Origin of the sequence: Winogradskyella jejuensis (assembly GCF_900129745.1) — a bacterium.
GTDB classification, from domain to species: Bacteria; Bacteroidota; Bacteroidia; order Flavobacteriales; family Flavobacteriaceae; genus Winogradskyella; species Winogradskyella jejuensis.
Window position 1 is genome coordinate 404,181 of sequence record NZ_FQWS01000001.1, and the last position, 19,083, is coordinate 423,263.

A 19,083-nucleotide genomic window follows, 5' to 3' on the forward strand; every position below is an offset into this window, starting at 1 on the left:
GGTTAGTCTCCTAGAGACCAACTCAATTCTATGTTAGAATTTGCAGGCGAAACTCTAACATATCCCTGCATTTCTTGGTGCAATGCAGAGCAAAAATCTGTACAATAGAACGGCCATACACCTACTTGTTTTGGTTCCCAAAGCGATGTTTTAGTCTGTCCTGGCATAATCAATAACTCAGATGTGTTTTGACCTATCATTGAGAATCCGTGTGGTACATCAAAGTCCTGCTCGTGGTTTGTAATATGGAAATATACTTTGTCTCCCACCTTGATACCTTCTATATTATCTGGTGTAAAGTGACTACGTATAGTTGACATATAGATGTGTACTTCTTTCCCTTTACGCTCTACACGCGCTTGGTCTGGACTTAATACCGCATATGGGTGCTTATTCTCATCGAGCCTATAGAATTTTTTAGCCTTAGGCTTTAATAAATCTGCAGGACAACCAGCAGCATAATGCGGCTCACCGTGTGTAGGGAAATCATATAACAACTCCATCTTTTCACCTGAGATATCATAAATCTGAGCAGAGTGCTCCATTTCTGGCCCCACAGGAAGGTATCTATCTTTGGTAATCTTATTCATTGCTACTACGTACTTACCAAATGGCTTTTTAGAGTTACCTCCAGGTATCATCAAGTGACCCACAGAATAATAAGTAGGCTGTCTGTCTTTTACCTCCCAAGTGCCTAATTCCCATTTTACAACTTCTGAAGAGATGAAGAATGTAGTATACGCATTTCCTTTACCATCAAACTCTGTGTGCAATGGTCCTAAACCACCACTTTTTACAGTTCCTGCGAGTACATCTTCAAATTTTAGAATAGGGATACCGTAAGCTTCACCATCAAACTTCTTTCCTTCAATAGCTGCTATCATATTATCAAATGAATGAACAGTAAGGTCTGCCGAAAGTTTACCGTTGCCGATAATGTAATTACCTGTTGGGTCTACATCACAACCGTGCGGAGACTTAGGCGTAGGTAAGAAAAACACTGCGCCTGGTACGTCTAACGGATTTACCGTTAACACTTCTTTTTTCATAGTGCTGGTAGCCATATGAGTGGACTCATCATAGACATTATGAGCATAGTTTGCAGGTACTTTTGTACCACCACCATTATTTACATACTCTTCTACTTTTTTCCAATTAATCGCTGCGATGAAATCTTTATCGTTTTGAGACGCATTTACTTCTTGTAGCGAGTTAGCCTCTTCAGTATTATATGTAGTGAAGAAGAACCAACCGTGAGATTTACCACGTCCAGGATGCGCAAGGTCATAGTTAAAACCTGGCATAATCAACTGGAATTTGATATCCATATGACCGTGTTCTGGCTCTACACTAATAAAAGAAAGTGCTCCTTGAAAGTTTCCTTTGTACTCATTAATAGGCATATCACGCTGTGGAATTGGTACTGAAAAACGTGTGCCTGCTACTACATATTCAGAATTTTCAGTTACAAATGATGAACTGTGATTACCAGCACTATTAGGCACTTCGATAATTTCTTCTGTTTCAAAAGTACTCAGACTTATACGCGCGATTCTAGGGGTATTGTTACCATTAATAAAAATCCAGCGACCGTCTAGTTCTCCTGCAGTTTGTGAGATATCTGGGTGATGCGCATCATCCCAAGGCACAAAACCGTGGGAGGTGTTGAGCATAGGTTTTGTCTCTTCAGAGTACCCATATCCAGAGGTAGGGAACTGCGAAAAAACAGGAATTTCCTTAAACATTCTGCCTGATGGTAAGCCATACACAGTCAAGTTACCACTATAACCGCCAGACATAAATGCGTAAAATTCATCGTGCTCTCCAGGAGCTACGTATACTTTTTCTGCAGCACTTGAATTTAATGCGCCGCTAGATTTACCTGATTGTCCATTATTATTGCCGCAACTTGTTAAAAAAAGCGTAGCACCTAATAAGGATAATAGTTGAAATTTATATTTTTTCATTGTTCTAATATTTAGTTGTTATCAATAATTAGTTGAAGTTCTATTGTGGTAATATTACTTTATCTACTACGTAAATGGTACCATTACTCGCTTTTACCGTACCTATGATTTTAGCGCCTCCTACATAGATGTCATCACCTTTGGTCTCGACTTGTACACTGGTATCATCTGCCTGACCTAGCTTTTTTACTTTTTTAAGCAGGTTCATATCATAATTACCTGCGGTAACGTGATGTTTAAGTATGGTCGCCAGCGTCTCTTTATTTTCAGGTTTTAATAGATTTTCTACAGTGCCAGATGGTAGCGCTTCAAAAGCTGCGTTAGTGGGTGCAAATACCATTAAGGGACCGGCGTTTACTAATGCATTCTCCAATTGAGCAGCTTGCACTGCTGCCACTAAGGTGGTGTGGTCAGGAGATTTTATCGCTATTTGTAATACATTAGGATTTGAAACATTGTCCTCTACGAACGCCTGTCCTTGCTGGCTTTGGGGAGCCGCCTCAGCAGTTTTTGTGACACTCGTATTGCTTTGAGATGTTTCATTCTTACAGCTGTAAAAAAATACGAGCAGTACGGCTACAGGAATCAATTTGAAAAGATGGATAGTTTTCATAGTTGTTTATTTAAGGGTTCTAAAATATTCTAGGATATCACGAGCTTGTTGCTCGGTCAAATTTTGATTTGCCATAGCAGCACCATTAAATTCAATCAACAAATCTTTTGCACACTGGTCTTCCTCTGTCATAAGCTTAGGGTCAAGAATCATATTCATAATCCACTCTGGACTACGACGTTCCATAATACCCGTAGGATTAGGACCTATAAAGCGTTTATTTGTTTTATGACAAGCTGTACAATTAGTTTTAAATAGTGCAGCTCCTCTCTCTACCATAGCATTATCGATGGTGGCAGATAACTCCAAGTTTTTAATTTTACCTACACCTTTATTATCGAGTGTGATACGTTTTGATGCAGGCACCACATCAGATTTTGGTTCTTCTTTTTTGGTTTCAACTTTAGGCTTTTTACCATAGTTAACTCTTTCTTTTTTTTCCTCTTTACCGCCGCAGCTTATCAGAAAGCCCAGTGTAAATAATAGTGCGAGTCGCTGGATTGTTTTCATTGTTGTACTATTTAAATTATTGTTTTATGACTCAAAGGAGGTTTATCTCGTTTTGATATAACAAAAATAAAAGACCTTTTAGTCTGAAAAGATGACTTTTGTCATATAAAAGACCTTTTTATCTTTTTTATATTTGTAAAAAAGAAATAGACGAACAATTATGTTTTCAAAATCCTGTGAATATGGAATTAAAGCGCTTATTTATATAGCTAACCATTCCATTAAGGATACTCGTGTAAACATACCTAATGTTGCAGATGCCATTGGTTCTCCTACCGCTTTTACAGCCAAGATTTTACAGCGACTTGTGCGTGGTGGTATTGTAAACTCTAAAAAAGGGCCAAAAGGTGGCTTTGCAATAACCAAGAAGAAAATCCCTCTAATAACACTTAAGGAAATAGTCACGATTATGGACGGTGATAACGTATACAATGGTTGTGGTCTAGGTCTTAAAAAATGTAATGATGACAAACCTTGCCCATTACATAAAAATTTCAACCCTGTAAGGGATAAACTTACAATTATGTTAGAAAAAACTACGCTTAAAGATTTATCTGACCAGCTAGACGACGAGCATATTTTTTTAAAATAATAACTATAACAATTACAATTATGACAGATTTAAAGGAACAAGAAATAGGGCGATTTGTAGCTCAGGATTTTAGAACAGCTGCCGTATTTTCTGAATATGGTATTGATTTTTGCTGTAAAGGAAATAGAGCTCTCGCTAAGGTATGTGAGAAAAATGGAATCGCCGTTGACGAGATTTTAGAAAACTAAATATTGCAGTAAGTAAAGAAGTAAATCCATCCATAGACTACAAATCGTGGCCTCTGGACTTGCTTGCTACATATATTGAGAAAACGCACCACAAATATGTACAGAGTAAAATTCCTGTACTGCATCAATACCTAGCTAAACTTTGTAAAGTGCACGGAGAACGCCATCCAGAGTTATTAGAAATCAATACAGAGTTTCTTAAAGTATCAGAAGAGCTACTACAACATATGATGAAGGAAGAGCACATTCTATTCCCTCAGATTAAAAGAATGGTGGCAAATATGGATAACAATACGCCTATGGAGCGAGGTCATTTTGGTACAGTAAAAAACCCAATTTCAATGATGGAGCACGAGCACGACAATGCAGGAGAAATTTTTAGAACCATCGCAAAGCTCACAAATAACTATACACCACCTGCTGATGCTTGTAATACGTATAAAGTAACCTTCTCTATGCTAGATGAGTTTGAAAAGGATTTACATTTGCATATTCATTTAGAGAATAACATCTTATTTCCTGGTGCCATAAAACTAGAACAATCTCTTTCATAGCAATCCTTTTTTAAAGGAAATAAACATAAAGTCTTTTGTTATTATTCTAAGATATGACGAATCATAACAAAAGACTTTTTTAAAACACTATTATGACAACCATTGAAAACAGAGCCGATATTTCCTTTCTCGTGCATACATTTTATGCTGAAATAAGAAAAGACGCTTTGCTAGGGCCAATTTTTAACAGCCACATTTCTGAAAACCAATGGCCAGAACATCTGGAAAAGCTAACCGATTTCTGGGAGACAAATCTCTTTGGCATCCCAAAATTCAAGGGTAATCCAACTCAAAAACACTTAGGCGTTGATAGAAATCTGCATCACAAAACTTCTCAAGTTCATTTTGGACAATGGCTCAACCTTTGGTTTCAAACCATTGATGCGCATTTTGAAGGTGTAACTGCAACAAAAGCAAAAGAAGCGGCTAGACGAATGGCTCACGGTCAGTTTATGGCCATATATAATCACAGACCGTAAAAATTAAATTTTAAAAATATTACCCTATGAAAACAGCAAACCTTTATTCCGGCTTAGAATACAACCCTGAAAAACCAATTGTTAACGTACTTTTTGAAACCTCTTTTACCAAAGAAATACGAATTGCTATGCAAGAGGGAACTTTAATGAAAGAACATAAAACATCTTTCCCTATTGTGGTTGAAGTTGTAGCAGGCGTAGTCGATTTTGGTGTAAACAATGAAACCTTACATTTAGAAAAAGGAAATCTAATTGCTTTAGAACCTAATGTCCCTCACGATTTAAAAGCAATCAAGAATAGTGTTATTAGATTAACACTTACAAAAAATGACCAAACTAGTAGAGTGCAAGATGTAGCTAGTAAGTAACTAAGCATAGTTTTAATACGCTTTTCTGCTCTGCTATCCGTTTGGTCGCGAATCATACGAATTCGCTTTCGCGAAAGCGTAAAAATCCAAACTAAAAAAGCCCTATGATATCAATCCATAGGGCTTTTAACTTCAACTAAAATAAACTAAAATCTAGAACTCAAAATCAAAATACAAACTACTTTCTGGGTTCGTATCTGTTACTGTTTCGCCTTTAAGTACATCACCACTCTCATTGTATAGCATCAGGTTTACTTTCCAGTAACCAGTCATCGTTAATGAAAGTTTGCCATCATACATTTGGGTAGCGCTATTATACGTTAAATCTTCATTATTAGGTGAGCTGTGATTGCCCATTCCTGGCATTCTTGGGTCTACGGTAATTGTATAATTCTCTACAGGTGTGAAGGTCATCATATTTTCCATTTTGTATAGCGCTGCTGTAAAATCATTTACCATCACATCTGGATTACTAGGACTTACCATTGCAAGTACATATCTACTGCCGTCTGTTGCCATAAAAGAGCTCACGCGCTTCATACCATCTGCAGGTGGTAAAACATCAATAATATCCATAGCTTCATAAGACACCCCATTAATTTCGTAATTAAATTTTAAATCCCAGTATTCTGTATCATTTCCTGGCATTTGGAAGATGATAAATCCTTTTGCTACATTAGGAAATTCTGAATTTGTAATTGTAGATTTTGGGCACGAGTGCATCATACTTGTCATATGCATTACTGGCGTCCAGTCTATCGTTGGGTTATCAAAATAGGTGTCAGTCGTATTATCTTTTATACGCACGGCTAGTTCGTTATACCCTATCGTAAACTGATTGTCTGCACTATAAATTTCTATAGTGTGGTCATTTGCGGTCATAGATTTAACGAGTAGTAAATCTGCTACAGGGTTTTCTTCAAAGAGGTCATCATCTTCGGTAGAACAAGAGGCTAGAGTAAGCACTAGGCAAAGAATTGGGAATATATGTTTTATAGTTTTCATAATAATTGGATTTAATTGTGTTGTTTAAAATTTTGGTTTTAACCGATTTTATAAGATAAAGTGAAGTGAATATTGCGACCTATTCTTGGTATGTTATTCCAGTCTGCATAGGTGGAATAAAACGTGTCAAAAATATTCTGCACACCTGCTTTTACATAAAATGTGTTTTTTGAAATAAGAAATGTTTTACCCATTGATATTCCAAAAACAGTGTAGGCATCTGTCTGATTCTCACCAAAAATGGGATTAAAGTTCACTTGTTTTGTTGCACCTTGCATCTCCAAGCCAGCCGTAAAAGTACTTTTGTGATAGCTTAATGCACCGCCATAGGCTACTGGACTAATAAATGGAAGATTACGGTCGTCACTATCAATTCCTCTATGATAAGAGATACCTCCATTCCATTTTAAGTGTTTGTTAATTTTATACTCTGTATTTAAATATAGGTTACTTATTGTAGCATCGTTTAGGTTACGATAAATCTTTACACCATCTGCGCCTATTGTCATTGTACTTAAACCTTGTTCTACCTCACCTATAATATAATTAGGCATTCTAAATACATTACCACTTACACCTATTTTTAGCTTTTTGCTTTTGTAACTTACTGCTCCGTTAAATTCTATGGCTTGCTCATTGTTTAGTTCAGGATTTCCTATATAATCGTGATTATCTGAGCTATTAAATAAGTAAAAGCCAAAACCTTCAGAAACCGATGGTGCACGTGTTGCATACGATGCTCCAACGGAAACATCAAAAGACTTTACTTTTTTAGAGTATAATAAAGATACACTGGATAAAAATCTATTTTGTGAAGCTTCCATTTCTGGGTAAAAAATCTGCAAACTATTAAGCCCAAAATCATCTGCCACAAAATTGTTTTGATAAGAAAGGCGTGTTGCTAGTTTTAATTTCGCTTTCCCGAAAGCGATGTTATCCTCCACGTAAATCCCTGTATTAAGTGTACGCACATCAGGCCAGGTGAGCATAAACATTGGGCTTTGGCTAGGGTCATTAGGATACATTGTCATCTCTGCAAGAGAGCGATTGTAAAAACCGTCTGCCTTGAACAGAAATTGATGTTTTTCCTTTTTAAGACTCGCCTGACTGTAAAAGCCATAGGTATCGCTCCATCCCGGCATATCCATACGGATAGGTACATCTGGACGTTGTGAATCGTCCATAATGTGCGTGATGGAATTTGCATATAGCTTCGTTGCCCAATTAGTAAGTGGTCCTAGTGAAACCTGCTCATAAGCAACCGAACCTATAATACCTCGAGCGAGCGAGACATCCATTGGCAATGCCGGATAACCTACATCCCGAGCTTCGTCAAAGATGAATGTAGCACTTAGTTTGCTATTTTCATTGAGTAACAAACCTCCATTAAACGAGAGGTTATACTTTGTAAATTGTGAGTACAAAACTTCTTCTCCACCACCTGCTGAATAATTTTCGGCATCACGGTAAATGATATCTGCATCTACATAAAACTTCTCGTCAGAAAAATTAATATCTGCACCTACTATTTTTTGCTCATTGTTAGATTCAAAACCATCCTCGATACTTACTCTGAGATAGTCTTCTTTAAAACCTGTTTTATCCAGTTCTAAATCTATAGCACCACCTACACAATTGCCTTGCTCACTTCCTTCCTGTCCAGAAGAGACCGTGACTTTTGACAAATTAGATACATCTACATAAGAGGTAATAGGGTCCATTTTATCTGTACAAGCGGCGAAAATGCGCATACCATCTATGGTAACAGATAAACGTTCAGTAGCCATATTGTTCACATTAGGTTCCCACGCATAGGCACCGCGCTTAATCATTGTAATTTGTTGCGCTTTTTCTAGGTACTCATCCACAGAGGAGAGCGGTTTAGACTGTCTCTGGTAAGTGAGTTTCTTTTTAGGAGCCACAACAATGACTTCGGAAAGCCGTTGAATTTTTGTGGAATCCATACAAACCTCTACACATTTCATAGCGCAGCTTGCAGCGCATATATTAGGTTTCTTTTCTTGTCCATAACTGCTTAAGTAAAGTGCAGAAAAAAACAAGGTGAGATATAGTTTTTGCTGGAAAGAAACTCTTAAAAATGGGCATAAGAATCCTTTCAAATCTTTGATAGGTATCATAGAGATGATGATTAAATAGTTTATAAATGCTGGCGATACGGAAATTATCCCCTAATTGGGAGACTCGTATGACATTCAGCTGAAGTTGGGTAACTATAAAATCTTAGGAGGTGGAGAAGTGATATCACAAAATAACTTACTATAGCAATTTTGTGTATTGTTATAATTCTGTTGTGTTTGCGTTATTAATAATTGAGAAACCTCATAATTCTCTTCGGACTGACAGAATAGAACTACTGGTATTTCTATTTTATCTTGAGAGTTAAAAGGCATATCCTCGGATTCCTGAGCTTCTTTTGCCAACTGCTTACTCAAATAACATTTACCATTACATTTAAGTTCTGGTTTGTCCTTGTTCTCACATAGTACTTTAATAATGTAGTCATAGTTTGCCGCATAATCTACCACAGGCCAGAAAGGCTTAAATAGCATTGTAAGAGCAACTAATATGAGGACTACACTTTTCATATTAAATAGTGATAGGACAGTTTTTATCCTAATTATGCTACAAATTTAGTAGGCTTACTACCTAAAAAAGATGACAAAAGTCATATAGAAGACATTTTTATCTTTTATTTAAAAATCTTGTATTAATACTGAACTTTCTTATATTTTTTTAAATAAGATTTGATTAGAATAGAAATTAAATATCTTGCACCTATGGGAATATTTGACTGGAGAAATCCAAATAACAGAAAGGCAAAGAAAGAAGTGGTGACTATAGAATGTGACCAGGACTTTATCATTATAAATAACGAAGCTATTAGCTTTCCGACTAATTATTCTATTTTAAAAAGCATTATAGGGGAAGCTTCTAGAATAGAAGCTGTGAAGCAAACTAATAATAAAGTATATCTATGGGATGAGTTAGGGGTTTACTGCTCTACAAATAGTCCTGAAAAAATGATGATGCTCTTGTTAGTAGAAGACAATAGATATGGTTTAGGACACAAGCCTAAAAATAATTTTAATGGGAACGTATTAATAGATGGTCTACCACTAGAAGAAGGTATTAATAATGTAAATGAAGACCGTCCTTATATGATACGTGCTATCAATAAGGATAACAAACGTGTTGCTGTTGCTTTAGGGTGGAATCCTGGTCGCTAAGTTTTTAACATATATTTTCATAGATGATAAAAGTCATCCTTATTGGTTGTTAAATAGGTAATCTTTGTACCATAGAATTTAAATTAATGATTATGGCTTATCAAAGAATTACTCAATTATTCTGTTTTTTATTCATTGTTACTTCAATGACTGTGACTGCGCAAACGCTAGATATTGATGCAGATGTGCGCGCTCGTTTTGAATACAGGCACGGTTTTAACAATCTGTTTCCGGATAATACAGAGCCTGCTGCTTTTGTAAATCAGCGTACACGACTCAATATTGGATACAAAGCAGAAAAACTACAGCTTTTTGTAGCATTACAAGATGTAAGTATCTGGGGTGACACTCGCCAAATACTAGCTATAGATGGTAATGATTCTTTCTCTCTGTTTCAAGCATACGCACAATTACAACTCAATGAAAACTGGTCTACTAAGTTAGGTCGTCAAGTCATTTCTTATGACGACGAGCGTATTTTTGGTGGCTTAGATTGGGCGATGCAAGGTCGTTTTCACGATGCGGCAATCATAAAGTATAAAAAAGATGATTTTATGATGGATATTGGTGGTGCATTTAGCCAAGAGCAAGAACGTAATGAGGGCAATGCTTTTACCATTCAAGGATTCTTTACTTATAAGTCTATGCAGTATGCTTATTTAAAGAAATCTTGGGAAAAGAGTTCTGCTAGTTTTCTGTTTTTAAATACAGGATTCCAAAACTTTACCGGTGTTGATAATGACATAGCAGATGGCGTATCATATAGACAAACAGCAGGTACATACTTTAAGTTCCCTGTTGAGAAAGTGAATATCGCTGGTAGTGCATACTATCAATTTGGTGAAGCTAATGCAACCACAGACTTAGCTGCTTATCAAGTTTCTTTAGAAGGAACCTACAAGTCTGATAAGGTTTTATATGGTTTAGGTCTTGAATTACTAAGTGGTACTGACCAAGATGGTGATTCTAAGAACAAATCATTCTTCCCTCTTTATGGTACCAACCATAAATTCAACGGCTTTATGGATTACTTTTATGTAGGTAACCACGCAAATAATGTTGGATTAAATGATATTTATGCTAAAGCGGTAATTACTACAGGTGATAAATCAAGTCTATTGCTAAAAGGACACTATTTTTCTGCAAACGCAGATTTAACAGGTGATGCAGATAAATATCTAGGTACAGAAGTAGACTTAGTTTACACCCAAAAAATAATGCCGTATGTTAAGTTAAATCTAGGATACTCGCATATGTTTGCTTCTGATAGTATGAGCTTAATTAAAGGTGGAAGACCTAGTGATAATACAAACAATTGGGGATGGGCTCAGATTATTATTAATCCAAAATTATTTACAGCAGACTTGAAAAAGTAGTTTGTTTATATTCAAACTTAATAAGGTGTAATTTCATTGAGATTACACCTTGTTTTTTAGCCACCTATCGCAATCATACTGCGATTATTATGAGAGTTAGGGTCTTTAAATTTATCAAGCGTATTCATCCCGCTTCGTATTTTCTTTTTAGAAATAATAGCTTTTTGAATAATAGGCTCTATGGATTTCCCTTCTCTCAATAGTGTGAGTATGTCAGATTCTGAAGTTGAAAACAAGCAATTTTTTAGTTGACCATTTGCTGTTAAACGTATTCTATTACAACTATCACAAAAAGGATTGGTTACTGAGCTTATTACCGCAAAAGAACCCTCGTAACCTGCTATTTTATAGTTTTTAGCAGTATCATTAGGTTGGTCATTAAGTCGAGTAAAATGCTTTACGTCGTACTCATTATGAACCTGCTGCAATATTTCTTCGAGGGAAACGAGCTTTTCCATATTCCACTTATTTCCATCAAAAGGCATAAACTCAATAAACCGTATTTGTAGCTTGTTGTTTTTAGTGAGCTCTATAAAATCTATGACCTCATTATCATTAAAGCCTTTGATTAAAACACAATTCACTTTCACTTCAAAACCTTCTTGAACTAAAAGTAAAATGTTATTGTACACTTTCGTGAAATAATCGCGTCGTGTAATGGACTCATTTTTTAAAGCATCGAGTGAATCTAAACTCACATTTATTTTCTGGATGCCGTATGTTTTAAATTGCTCAATATACCTATCTACGATAACACCATTGGTAGTGATGGCCAGTTCAACAGGAAGCGATGCTAGTTGTTCCATAATTAAGGAAACATCTTTGCGGACCAAGGGCTCTCCACCAGTAAGTCTAATTTTAGTCACACCATTTGCTACAAACTTTTGGGCAATTGTATAGATTTCTTCATAGGTCATAATATGTGATTTGGGCGACAGCGCTATACCATCTGCAGGCATACAGTAGGTACAACGTAAGTTGCAACGCTCTGTTAATGAAATACGCAGATAGTTGTGTTCTCTACCAAAAGAATCTGTAAGTATGCTGTTCCCTTTTTTCATATTAATCGTGTCGAGCACTTTTTAAAATTCTGAAAACGTGTAGTAATGAAGGAAAAATTGCATCCATTGATTCTTTAGCGCCATTAGTTGAACCTGGTAAAGCTAGGACTAAAGCATTTTTAATCGTTCCGGCAACACTTCTAGAAAGCATTGCATACGGCATACGGTCTTGACCATATTTACGTATCGCTTCTTCTATGCCCGGAATTTTCCTGTCCAGCAGTGGTTGTAATGCTTCTGGTGTGACATCCCGTTGCGATAATCCTGTTCCTCCAGTATAGATTATTAAATCTGCACCTTGCGCTTGGTAATACTTAGCTTTTTCTTGTATGATATCCTTCTCGTCTGGAATAATGACATAATCTTGAATAGCTACATCGCAAGCTTCTAACTTGGCAATTATTGCTTTACCAGCTTTATCTTCTTTTTTACCTTCAGAGATTGAATCAGAGCAGACAATAACAGCCGCTTTTAAATCACGTTTAAACTTGTCTATATAACTCGATTTACCACCTTTTTTCTCTAGTAATTTTATGTTGTGAATCTCGATGCCTTTATCAATAGGCTTCAACATATCGTACATATTCAAAGCAACTACACTCGCACCGTGCATCGCTTCAACCTCTACGCCAGTCTTATAAATGGTTTTCACGGTAATCAGTACTTGAATTTCAAGCCCTTTTATATGGTAGTCTATACCTGTATATTCTATGGGTAATGGATGACAATCGGGAAGCAACTCAGGTGTTTTTTTAACGCCTAATAATCCTGCCGCTTTACTCATTGCAAATACATCACCTTTGGGTACTGTTTTATTTTGAATAGCGTCTATGGTCTCTTGACTACTCACTTTTACTATGGCCTGAGCCGTAGCGGTGCGCAACGTATTATTTTTATGTGTAATATCTACCATCTTATTAGCTGTTTACTTTCCATTGATGAGACGCATCTTCAAAAATTTCTTTACCAAAAACAGGTGCGTCTGCTTTAATGGCTTCCACCACATATTCTAGTGCTTTAAATACTTCTTTACGTCTAGGTGACGACACAAATACAAAAAGACATATCTCGCCAGTTTTTACTTCTCCTAGACTGTGATAGATATGCATACAGGTAAGATTGAATTTGTCAAACGTAGCTTCTCGTATGTCGTGGAATTTCTTATTTGCCATTTCTTCATAAGCACTATATTCTATAGCGCATACCGCTTTTCCATCTACTTTGTCAGCACGTACTTGTCCTAAGAAAATATTGTGGGCTCCTATGTCCGTTTTTGACTGATGTTTGGCAATAGAGTTTGCTATAAAATCTGAAGATATAGCACCTTCTTTAAATACATTTTTATAAGGTTCACTCATTTTATATTGTTTTTAATTCCGCTTTCGCGAAAGCGTTTACACCATACTTCAAACTGTAACAATTCAAAATATGATGTTGTTTTAATATAGATACTGCTTGTTTACTGCGCATACCAGATTTACAGAAAGCAATGATTTTTTTATGTGTAGGAATGCTCTCAATGTTTTCTTCAAGGCTTGCCAGAGGAATCTCAATAACATTCTCTAATGAAATACGAGGTTGTTCTGTATACTCGCGCACATCAATAAATAGGACATCTTCTTCTGCTATAGCTTTCAGTTCTATTTCAGGAATGTCAGTACTACAGAAAAAAGAACTATCTAATACCTCAAATTGTTTTCCTCTCGCTTTTACTATTTCAATTTCTAATTCATTACGATGAAAACGTAGCGTGTTGGATTGATTGGTAAGTGCGTTAAAGCAGTACATTTTCCCTGAAAGTGTGTCGCCTATATCCAAAACTAATTTAAGTACTTCGTTAGCTTGTAAAGTTCCAATGATACCTGGAAGCACTCCTAATACGCCTACTTCAGAACAATTAGGCATTGTGCCTTTTTCTGGTGGATTAGGAAATACACAACGATAACTCGGTCCATTATTATGGTTAAAAACCGTTACTTGTCCTTCGAACTTGTAAATCGCACCATACACTAAAGGCTTATTTAGAACGATGGCAGCATCATTAATGAGATACCGTGAGGCAAAATTATCTGTCGCATCTACGATAATATCGTAGGCTTCAAAAATAGATACCACATTCTCTGGGCTTAACTTTTCGGTATATGGATGTATGGCAATCGTAGGATTGAGGTTTGATAATACTTCCTTGGCTACTGCTGCTTTGTTTCTACCTAAAGACGTATTGCCGAAGAGAATCTGACGTTGCAGGTTAGATTCTTCCACCATATCAAAATCTACGACACCAATCGTACCAATACCAGCTGCCGCTAGGTATTGAAGTACAGGACAACCTAATCCACCAGCACCCACAACGAGTACTTTAGAAGCATTGATTTTTTCCTGACCTTCACGACCTATTTCTTGTAAACTTATATGTCTGCTATATCTACTCATACCTATAGTATTCAACCACCTGCAAATGGTGGTAAGACTGCTATTTCCTGTCCTGTTAATTTGGTTTCTAAAGCAACCAATTCTTGATTTTGAGCAATTCTAAAATCCTTGTTTTTAAAATCTGGGTATTTATCTAACAATACCTTTTGCAAATCTGCAACGGTTTGTATTTCACTCTCTACTTTTTCAGAATCGCAACCAGTAATCTCGGCAAGCATTCCGAAGTATTTGATATCAATTTGCATTTTCTATATTTTTTAAGTCCGTTGGACTATTAATATTTTTCACACTTTCTGTTTCATTTTCATCTAACAGCACATAATTTATACTGGGTAGATGGTCAAGCAAGCGCATCATCCTTCGTTCGCCCTTGTCGAGTAATGACTTACATACGTGATAGCAGTTTTTATGATACAGAGCGACTAATGGCATTATCTTATCATCTGCTGAGCATACCACAGCTGCTATGTCATTATTATAATTTGTTAGTAATTTTTCCAAAACACTGCTATTTATAAGTGGCACATCGCAGCTTAGAACGAGATTGAATTCTGTTTCACTTGCTTTCAAGCCACTGTATAATCCTGATAAAGGTCCAGCGTCTGGATAGATGTCTTGCACACGTTTATAACTTAGTATATCATAGTGCGTATGGTCGCTCACAACAATTAGTTTACTTACTACTGGTTTAAGAGCTATAATGCTGTGTTGTATAAATGGTCTGCCTTTCCAAAGTAGAAAGCCTTTATCTGTACCCATTCGGGAACTTTTTCCTCCCGCTAGTATAATTCCGGTTATGTCCTTTTTATGTATCATTATACCAGAATTAATTTTGCCGAAGCGGCGCATAATACAATAACCAGCATATAACGCACACCTTTATTTGTCATCTTTTTGCTGCCATAATAACTACCTAGAAAACCACCTACGACGGCAAGAGCTACCATTAAAAAAGACTGACTATTTAATGTGATTCCATTACTAAATTGACCTGCCAGACCAGCTGCCGAGTTTACCCAAATAAATAAGGCCGAAACCGCTGCGGCTTCTTTCATTTTACCCCAATGCAACAATAAAATAACAGGACTTAAAATGATTCCACCACCTATACCGATGAGGCCAGAAAAGAATCCTATCACAGCTCCTACGAGCAATCCTTGCCATAATTTTACCTTGCGAATATCCTCACTTTCCCTGCCAAATACATTGAGCATTTTTAATATGGCAAAGATGAGTAGTACACCAAGTATGATTTTATAAACACCAATTTCTACCTCAATAGTTCCTCCTATGAATGCCATAGGTATGGACGCTAGAGCAAAACTTAAAAAGAGTTTTTTGTTGAAATACCCTTCTTTATAATAGAAATAAAACGCAGTTCCTGCTACAAACAGATTTAAAAGAAGAGCCGTAGGTTTCATCGTTTCTGGTGCAATAGAAAACAAAGACATCAGTGCTAAATAACCACTAGCGCCACCGTGTCCTACACCAGCGTACAAGAATGCAATAACTGGCAATATGCCTAGAAAAACCCAATAATATGGAACTTCTAACATCATATATTATCTAATGTTTTAAGTTGCTCATCTAAAAAAGTCCAGCAATTTTCATTGATGGTTTCAAACGCAGTTATTAATTTCTTTCCATAAGGTGTAATAATAGTGCCGCCTCCTTGCTGTCCACCTATTTTTTTTGTCACAACGGCCTCTTTAGCAGATTTGTTTACCGCATCCATAAGTGTCCACGCTTTTTTGTAAGACATTCCTATAGATTTTGCTGCTTTAGATAACGAGCCTTCTGTATCTATCGCTTTCAACAACTTTATTCTTCCTTCACCCACTAAGACATTATCTCCTTCTTCAATCCAGATTCTACTTTTAATTTTGTAATCACTCATAGTCAAAAGTTTATTTATTTGGTAACAGAATTGCTTTTACATTTTCACCTTTTTGTATTTGTGTACTATTCTCTGGTATTAATACTAGTGCATTTGCATTACCAAAAGCTCTAATCATAGCAGAACTTTGTCCTTCTAGAATTTCGACTCCATCCTCTTCGATTTTTGCTTTTAAAAATTGAGCACGATTTCCTTGTACTGTGTAATTAGATATCATAGGAATCACAATACGCTGTAGATTTGTCGTTGTCGCTCCTTCACTCTTTTTTAAAAGCGGGTATACGTAAATATAGAAACAACTTAGCGCTGCAGCAGGATTACCTGGAAGTCCAAATATGGAGACATTTTCTTTTTTACCAAAGAACAATGGCTTACCTGGCTTTTGCTTTACCTTATAAAAAATCTCTTCAACCTCAATAGCTTTCAAAGCTTTACTTACAAAATCATAATCGCCTACAGATACACCTCCTGTTACAATAACAACATCGTGATTTTTAATGGCTTCTGATAATGATTTTTTAGTGGTCTCATAGTTGTCCTTTACTTTTATAAGTGATGAATTTTTATATCCTAATTCATTTAAAACGGCAGTGAGCATAACGCCATTAGATTCATATATTTCTCCAAAGGCTAACGATTTGCCTGGCGATACTAATTCATTTCCTGTAACAATTACTGCTATCGATGGCTTTTGATAAACACTAATTTTTGTAACACCTAGACTAGCCAGAAACCCAATATGTGAACCTTTAATCACCGTGCCTTTTACTAATGCTATATCACCTTCTTTTATTTGCTCTCCTCTGGGTCTGATATTTATGTTGTCCTGAATTTCTCCGTCAATATTGATGAGACTATCATCTTGAGTAACTTTTTCCTGCATTACAACTGCATTTGCAGTGTCAGGCACAGGAGCACCGGTAAATATTCGTACCGCCTCACCAACTTTCAATAGTAGATTATTATTATCTCCAGCTTTTACTTCGCCTACAACACTGTAAGTGGAATGATTAGCCTTATTTATAGCATAGCCATCCATCGCAGATTGCCTAAATGGTGGCATATCAATTTCGGAAGTTACATCCAGCGCTAAAACATAATCTAAAGCGTTCTCAATTTTGAACTCTACAATTTTAGTAATCGTTGAGCTATGCAATAAAACTAGTTCTTGAGCTGTCTTTATATCTATCATACACTGAAAACATTTTCTAGTTTTAGGCTTGCAAATGATTCACATTGTAGAAGTGTTTCCTTAACATCATCTATGGTAGTTCTAGGATTTATAAGACACATTCTTAACACAACCTGCCCATTTAAAATAGTTGTTGCAAGTATAGCTTCTCTTGATTCGGTCACCTTAGAAGCAATATGTTGATTCAACTCATCAATTTCTTTCTCTGATAACTCCAAGGAAATGGGGTTATATCTAAAATTAATTATAGCAAGAGATGCAGATGAGATAACCTCCCATCGAGAGCTTTCTCTCAATAATCTCTCAACAATTTCGGCTAGTTCAATGTTGTAAGTTATCGCTTTCGCAAAAGCGTCTAAACCAAAAGTTTTAATAGACATAAAAAGTTTCAATGCCCTAAACCTACGGGTAAGCTGCATTCCCATATCATAAAAGTTAATCTCTGACTCATTGCCTTCAATATCTCTTAAATATTCTGGTTTTTCTATAAATGTATTTTTCAACCAGCTGTGGTCACGTACTAATAAACAGCCCATTTCATAGGGTTGATAAAACCATTTATGAGGGTCTACGGTAATAGAATCTGCCTTTTGAATTCCTTTTAAAAGCTTTTTACCTTGTTGAGATAAGATAGCCGCACCGCCATAGGCAGCATCTATGTGAAACCAAATTTTTTCCTCTTTACAAATAATTGCAATTTCTTGCAAAGGGTCTACAGTTCCAGTATTTGTAGTTCCTGCCGAGGCAATAACACAAAATGGCACATACCCTTCGAGACGGTCTCTTGCAATGGCATTCTTTAGTTTATTAACTGAAAATCTATACTCTGAATCTGTTGGAATAATCCTAATTTGCTCTTTTTTTAACCCCATTATTCTAATGGCTTTCACATTAGAGGAATGGGCTTGGTCTGAAAGATATATTCTAGCTTTCGAGAAGTCTTCACCACACATTTTATTTCGAGCTGTTACCAAAGCAGTAAGATTTGCGACCGAACCTCCACTGGTAAAAAGACCACCTCCTTTTTTAGGAGGTAACCCAAACATTTTAAGGAGCCAATTTATGGTTACAATTTCCAATTCTGAAGCAGCTGGAGATGCATTCCAACCTCCAGAAAAAGTATTAAATCCAGTAGCCAGAGTATCCGCCATTACGCTCACGTAATTACTAGGTCCTGGCACAAAGGCATAAGATTTAGGATGTGTTACCAAATTAGTATTTGTAAAGACATTTTTAACCACAAAATCTAGAACGTCATTTACTTGGGTTGCTCCTTGAGGTGCTTCTTCTAAAAAAAGAAAATCCATCTCCTTGCGAGTTCCCAATGCTACTGGTTTTTTTTGTGGCAATTCATTAAAATGGGTTACCAGAGTATCAACAACGCGATATCCTAAGTCTCTCATTTCTGTCTCAGTTAAATTTAAATCCTTTACCATCTTAATATTAATTTGAAAGATATGAATTCGTTATATCCTCACAAATATAGCGTTAAGTATTTTTTGTTTAAGGTGACTTTTGTCATCGTTTTAATTTGACTACCTGTATATTTTTACTACTTTGTTAAAAATTGTTAAAATCTCAATGAAGAGATTACTACTTT

At 36.2% G+C, this 19,083-nt stretch carries 21 protein-coding genes and 1 pseudogene; 6 read left to right on the forward strand and 16 right to left on the reverse strand.

All coding sequences use genetic code 11. The features are described from left to right. Window positions 1-2: 2 nt before the first annotated feature. From nosZ to BUB95_RS02005, 3 genes are read right to left on the reverse strand one after another with little or no spacing between them, the layout of a single operon-like run. Complete coding sequence (gene nosZ / locus BUB95_RS01995; RefSeq protein WP_073082341.1) at window positions 3-1,967, reverse strand: Sec-dependent nitrous-oxide reductase; 1,965 nt, start codon at window positions 1,965-1,967, stop codon at window positions 3-5. A 40-nt stretch (window positions 1,968-2,007) separates the two neighbouring features. Further along, a complete protein-coding gene (locus BUB95_RS02000; protein ID WP_073082344.1) occupies window positions 2,008-2,580 on the reverse strand; it encodes a fasciclin domain-containing protein in 573 nt (190 codons plus the stop codon). A gap of 6 nt (window positions 2,581-2,586) precedes the next feature. Further along, window positions 2,587-3,090 carry a cytochrome c gene (locus tag BUB95_RS02005; protein ID WP_073082347.1) on the reverse strand — a complete coding sequence of 168 codons (504 nt, stop codon included), beginning with the start codon at window positions 3,088-3,090 and terminating at the stop codon, window positions 2,587-2,589. A gap of 160 nt (window positions 3,091-3,250) precedes the next feature. Between BUB95_RS02005 and BUB95_RS02010 the strand changes: the two genes are divergently transcribed. The 4 genes and pseudogenes from BUB95_RS02010 (at window position 3,251) to BUB95_RS02025 (ending at window position 5,271) form a co-directional block, all read left to right on the forward strand. Next, window positions 3,251-3,682: an RrF2 family transcriptional regulator gene (locus tag BUB95_RS02010; protein WP_073082350.1), complete on the forward strand. Its 432-nt coding sequence runs from the start codon at window positions 3,251-3,253 to the stop codon at window positions 3,680-3,682. A gap of 20 nt (window positions 3,683-3,702) precedes the next feature. Beyond that, window positions 3,703-4,424, forward strand: a pseudogene (gene ric / locus BUB95_RS02015) (iron-sulfur cluster repair di-iron protein). Between the two features lie 92 nt (window positions 4,425-4,516). Then, the gene (locus BUB95_RS02020) at window positions 4,517-4,903 is read left to right on the forward strand and encodes a group III truncated hemoglobin (protein WP_073082352.1); all 387 of its coding nucleotides are present in this window, start codon (window positions 4,517-4,519) and stop codon (window positions 4,901-4,903) included. A 26-nt stretch (window positions 4,904-4,929) separates the two neighbouring features. Then, the gene (locus BUB95_RS02025; protein ID WP_073082362.1) at window positions 4,930-5,271 is read left to right on the forward strand and encodes an AraC family ligand binding domain-containing protein; all 342 of its coding nucleotides are present in this window, start codon (window positions 4,930-4,932) and stop codon (window positions 5,269-5,271) included. Window positions 5,272-5,424: 153 nt separating this feature from the next. Here the strand turns inward: BUB95_RS02025 and BUB95_RS02030 are convergent, their stop codons facing one another. From BUB95_RS02030 to BUB95_RS02040, 3 genes are all read right to left on the reverse strand, one after another. Continuing rightward, a complete protein-coding gene (locus BUB95_RS02030; RefSeq protein WP_073082365.1) occupies window positions 5,425-6,276 on the reverse strand; it encodes a hypothetical protein in 852 nt (283 codons plus the stop codon). A gap of 38 nt (window positions 6,277-6,314) precedes the next feature. Beyond that, window positions 6,315-8,414 carry a TonB-dependent receptor gene (locus tag BUB95_RS02035; protein ID WP_234969229.1) on the reverse strand — a complete coding sequence of 700 codons (2,100 nt, stop codon included), beginning with the start codon at window positions 8,412-8,414 and terminating at the stop codon, window positions 6,315-6,317. Window positions 8,415-8,507: 93 nt separating this feature from the next. Continuing rightward, the gene (locus BUB95_RS02040; protein ID WP_083573296.1) at window positions 8,508-8,882 is read right to left on the reverse strand and encodes a hypothetical protein; all 375 of its coding nucleotides are present in this window, start codon (window positions 8,880-8,882) and stop codon (window positions 8,508-8,510) included. A 192-nt stretch (window positions 8,883-9,074) separates the two neighbouring features. Here BUB95_RS02040 and BUB95_RS02045 point away from each other — a divergent pair, with 192 nt between their 5' ends. Next, complete coding sequence (locus BUB95_RS02045) at window positions 9,075-9,524, forward strand: DUF7738 domain-containing protein (RefSeq protein WP_073082369.1); 450 nt, start codon at window positions 9,075-9,077, stop codon at window positions 9,522-9,524. Between the two features lie 92 nt (window positions 9,525-9,616). Beyond that, the gene (locus BUB95_RS02050; RefSeq protein ID WP_073085015.1) at window positions 9,617-10,900 is read left to right on the forward strand and encodes an alginate export family protein; all 1,284 of its coding nucleotides are present in this window, start codon (window positions 9,617-9,619) and stop codon (window positions 10,898-10,900) included. Between the two features lie 56 nt (window positions 10,901-10,956). On the opposite strand, the gene moaA is transcribed toward BUB95_RS02050, so the two are convergent. Genes moaA through BUB95_RS02100 form a run of 10 tightly spaced genes read right to left on the reverse strand, consistent with a single transcriptional unit; the run spans window position 10,957 to window position 18,919 of the window. Then, window positions 10,957-11,961, reverse strand: a complete 1,005-nt coding sequence (moaA, locus tag BUB95_RS02055) for a GTP 3',8-cyclase MoaA (protein ID WP_073082372.1) — start codon at window positions 11,959-11,961, stop codon at window positions 10,957-10,959. Window position 11,962: 1 nt separating this feature from the next. Then, window positions 11,963-12,874 carry a bifunctional molybdenum cofactor biosynthesis protein MoaC/MoaB gene (gene moaCB, locus BUB95_RS02060; protein WP_073082374.1) on the reverse strand — a complete coding sequence of 304 codons (912 nt, stop codon included), beginning with the start codon at window positions 12,872-12,874 and terminating at the stop codon, window positions 11,963-11,965. A 4-nt stretch (window positions 12,875-12,878) separates the two neighbouring features. Then, entirely contained in the window at window positions 12,879-13,319 is a 441-nt protein-coding gene (locus BUB95_RS02065; RefSeq protein WP_073082376.1) for a molybdenum cofactor biosynthesis protein MoaE, read from the reverse strand. A gap of 1 nt (window position 13,320) precedes the next feature. Beyond that, complete coding sequence (gene moeB, locus BUB95_RS02070) at window positions 13,321-14,394, reverse strand: molybdopterin-synthase adenylyltransferase MoeB (RefSeq protein WP_073082379.1); 1,074 nt, start codon at window positions 14,392-14,394, stop codon at window positions 13,321-13,323. 11 nt (window positions 14,395-14,405) lie between these two features. Continuing rightward, window positions 14,406-14,639: a MoaD/ThiS family protein gene (locus tag BUB95_RS02075; RefSeq protein WP_073082382.1), complete on the reverse strand. Its 234-nt coding sequence runs from the start codon at window positions 14,637-14,639 to the stop codon at window positions 14,406-14,408. Further along, a complete protein-coding gene (gene mobA / locus BUB95_RS02080) occupies window positions 14,629-15,210 on the reverse strand; it encodes a molybdenum cofactor guanylyltransferase (RefSeq protein ID WP_073082384.1) in 582 nt (193 codons plus the stop codon). Before mobA ends, BUB95_RS02075 begins: the two co-directional genes overlap by 11 nt. Next, window positions 15,210-15,953 carry a sulfite exporter TauE/SafE family protein gene (locus BUB95_RS02085; RefSeq protein WP_073082387.1) on the reverse strand — a complete coding sequence of 248 codons (744 nt, stop codon included), beginning with the start codon at window positions 15,951-15,953 and terminating at the stop codon, window positions 15,210-15,212. Before BUB95_RS02085 ends, mobA begins: the two co-directional genes overlap by 1 nt. Further along, on the reverse strand, window positions 15,950-16,291 hold the full coding sequence (locus BUB95_RS02090; RefSeq protein ID WP_073082389.1) for a winged helix-turn-helix domain-containing protein: 342 nt from the start codon (window positions 16,289-16,291) through the stop codon (window positions 15,950-15,952). The genes BUB95_RS02085 and BUB95_RS02090 overlap by 4 nt, the downstream gene beginning before the upstream one ends. A 10-nt stretch (window positions 16,292-16,301) precedes the next feature. Continuing rightward, the gene (locus tag BUB95_RS02095; protein ID WP_073082392.1) at window positions 16,302-17,483 is read right to left on the reverse strand and encodes a molybdopterin molybdotransferase MoeA; all 1,182 of its coding nucleotides are present in this window, start codon (window positions 17,481-17,483) and stop codon (window positions 16,302-16,304) included. After that, a complete protein-coding gene (locus BUB95_RS02100) occupies window positions 17,480-18,919 on the reverse strand; it encodes a pyridoxal phosphate-dependent decarboxylase family protein (protein WP_073082395.1) in 1,440 nt (479 codons plus the stop codon). The genes BUB95_RS02095 and BUB95_RS02100 overlap by 4 nt, the downstream gene beginning before the upstream one ends. Window positions 18,920-19,083: the final 164 nt, after the last annotated feature.

Bases quoted from the DNA above. Each gene is read 5' to 3' on its own strand.
- nosZ (WP_073082341.1), bottom strand. From the start codon at position 1,967: ATGAAAAAATATAAATTTCAACTATTATCCTTATTAGGTGCTACGCTT.
- BUB95_RS02000 (WP_073082344.1), bottom strand. From the start codon at position 2,580: ATGAAAACTATCCATCTTTTCAAATTGATTCCTGTAGCCGTACTGCTC.
- BUB95_RS02005 (WP_073082347.1), bottom strand. From the start codon at position 3,090: ATGAAAACAATCCAGCGACTCGCACTATTATTTACACTGGGCTTTCTG.
- BUB95_RS02010 (WP_073082350.1), top strand. From the start codon at position 3,251: ATGTTTTCAAAATCCTGTGAATATGGAATTAAAGCGCTTATTTATATA.
- BUB95_RS02020 (WP_073082352.1), top strand. From the start codon at position 4,517: ATGACAACCATTGAAAACAGAGCCGATATTTCCTTTCTCGTGCATACA.
- BUB95_RS02025 (WP_073082362.1), top strand. From the start codon at position 4,930: ATGAAAACAGCAAACCTTTATTCCGGCTTAGAATACAACCCTGAAAAA.
- BUB95_RS02030 (WP_073082365.1), bottom strand. From the start codon at position 6,276: ATGAAAACTATAAAACATATATTCCCAATTCTTTGCCTAGTGCTTACT.
- BUB95_RS02035 (WP_234969229.1), bottom strand. From the start codon at position 8,414: ATGATACCTATCAAAGATTTGAAAGGATTCTTATGCCCATTTTTAAGA.
- BUB95_RS02040 (WP_083573296.1), bottom strand. From the start codon at position 8,882: ATGAAAAGTGTAGTCCTCATATTAGTTGCTCTTACAATGCTATTTAAG.
- BUB95_RS02045 (WP_073082369.1), top strand. From the start codon at position 9,075: ATGGGAATATTTGACTGGAGAAATCCAAATAACAGAAAGGCAAAGAAA.
- BUB95_RS02050 (WP_073085015.1), top strand. From the start codon at position 9,617: ATGGCTTATCAAAGAATTACTCAATTATTCTGTTTTTTATTCATTGTT.
- moaA (WP_073082372.1), bottom strand. From the start codon at position 11,961: ATGAAAAAAGGGAACAGCATACTTACAGATTCTTTTGGTAGAGAACAC.
- moaCB (WP_073082374.1), bottom strand. From the start codon at position 12,874: ATGGTAGATATTACACATAAAAATAATACGTTGCGCACCGCTACGGCT.
- BUB95_RS02065 (WP_073082376.1), bottom strand. From the start codon at position 13,319: ATGAGTGAACCTTATAAAAATGTATTTAAAGAAGGTGCTATATCTTCA.
- moeB (WP_073082379.1), bottom strand. From the start codon at position 14,394: ATGAGTAGATATAGCAGACATATAAGTTTACAAGAAATAGGTCGTGAA.
- BUB95_RS02075 (WP_073082382.1), bottom strand. From the start codon at position 14,639: ATGCAAATTGATATCAAATACTTCGGAATGCTTGCCGAGATTACTGGT.
- mobA (WP_073082384.1), bottom strand. From the start codon at position 15,210: ATGATACATAAAAAGGACATAACCGGAATTATACTAGCGGGAGGAAAA.
- BUB95_RS02085 (WP_073082387.1), bottom strand. From the start codon at position 15,953: ATGATGTTAGAAGTTCCATATTATTGGGTTTTTCTAGGCATATTGCCA.
- BUB95_RS02090 (WP_073082389.1), bottom strand. From the start codon at position 16,291: ATGAGTGATTACAAAATTAAAAGTAGAATCTGGATTGAAGAAGGAGAT.
- BUB95_RS02095 (WP_073082392.1), bottom strand. From the start codon at position 17,483: ATGATAGATATAAAGACAGCTCAAGAACTAGTTTTATTGCATAGCTCA.
- BUB95_RS02100 (WP_073082395.1), bottom strand. From the start codon at position 18,919: ATGGTAAAGGATTTAAATTTAACTGAGACAGAAATGAGAGACTTAGGA.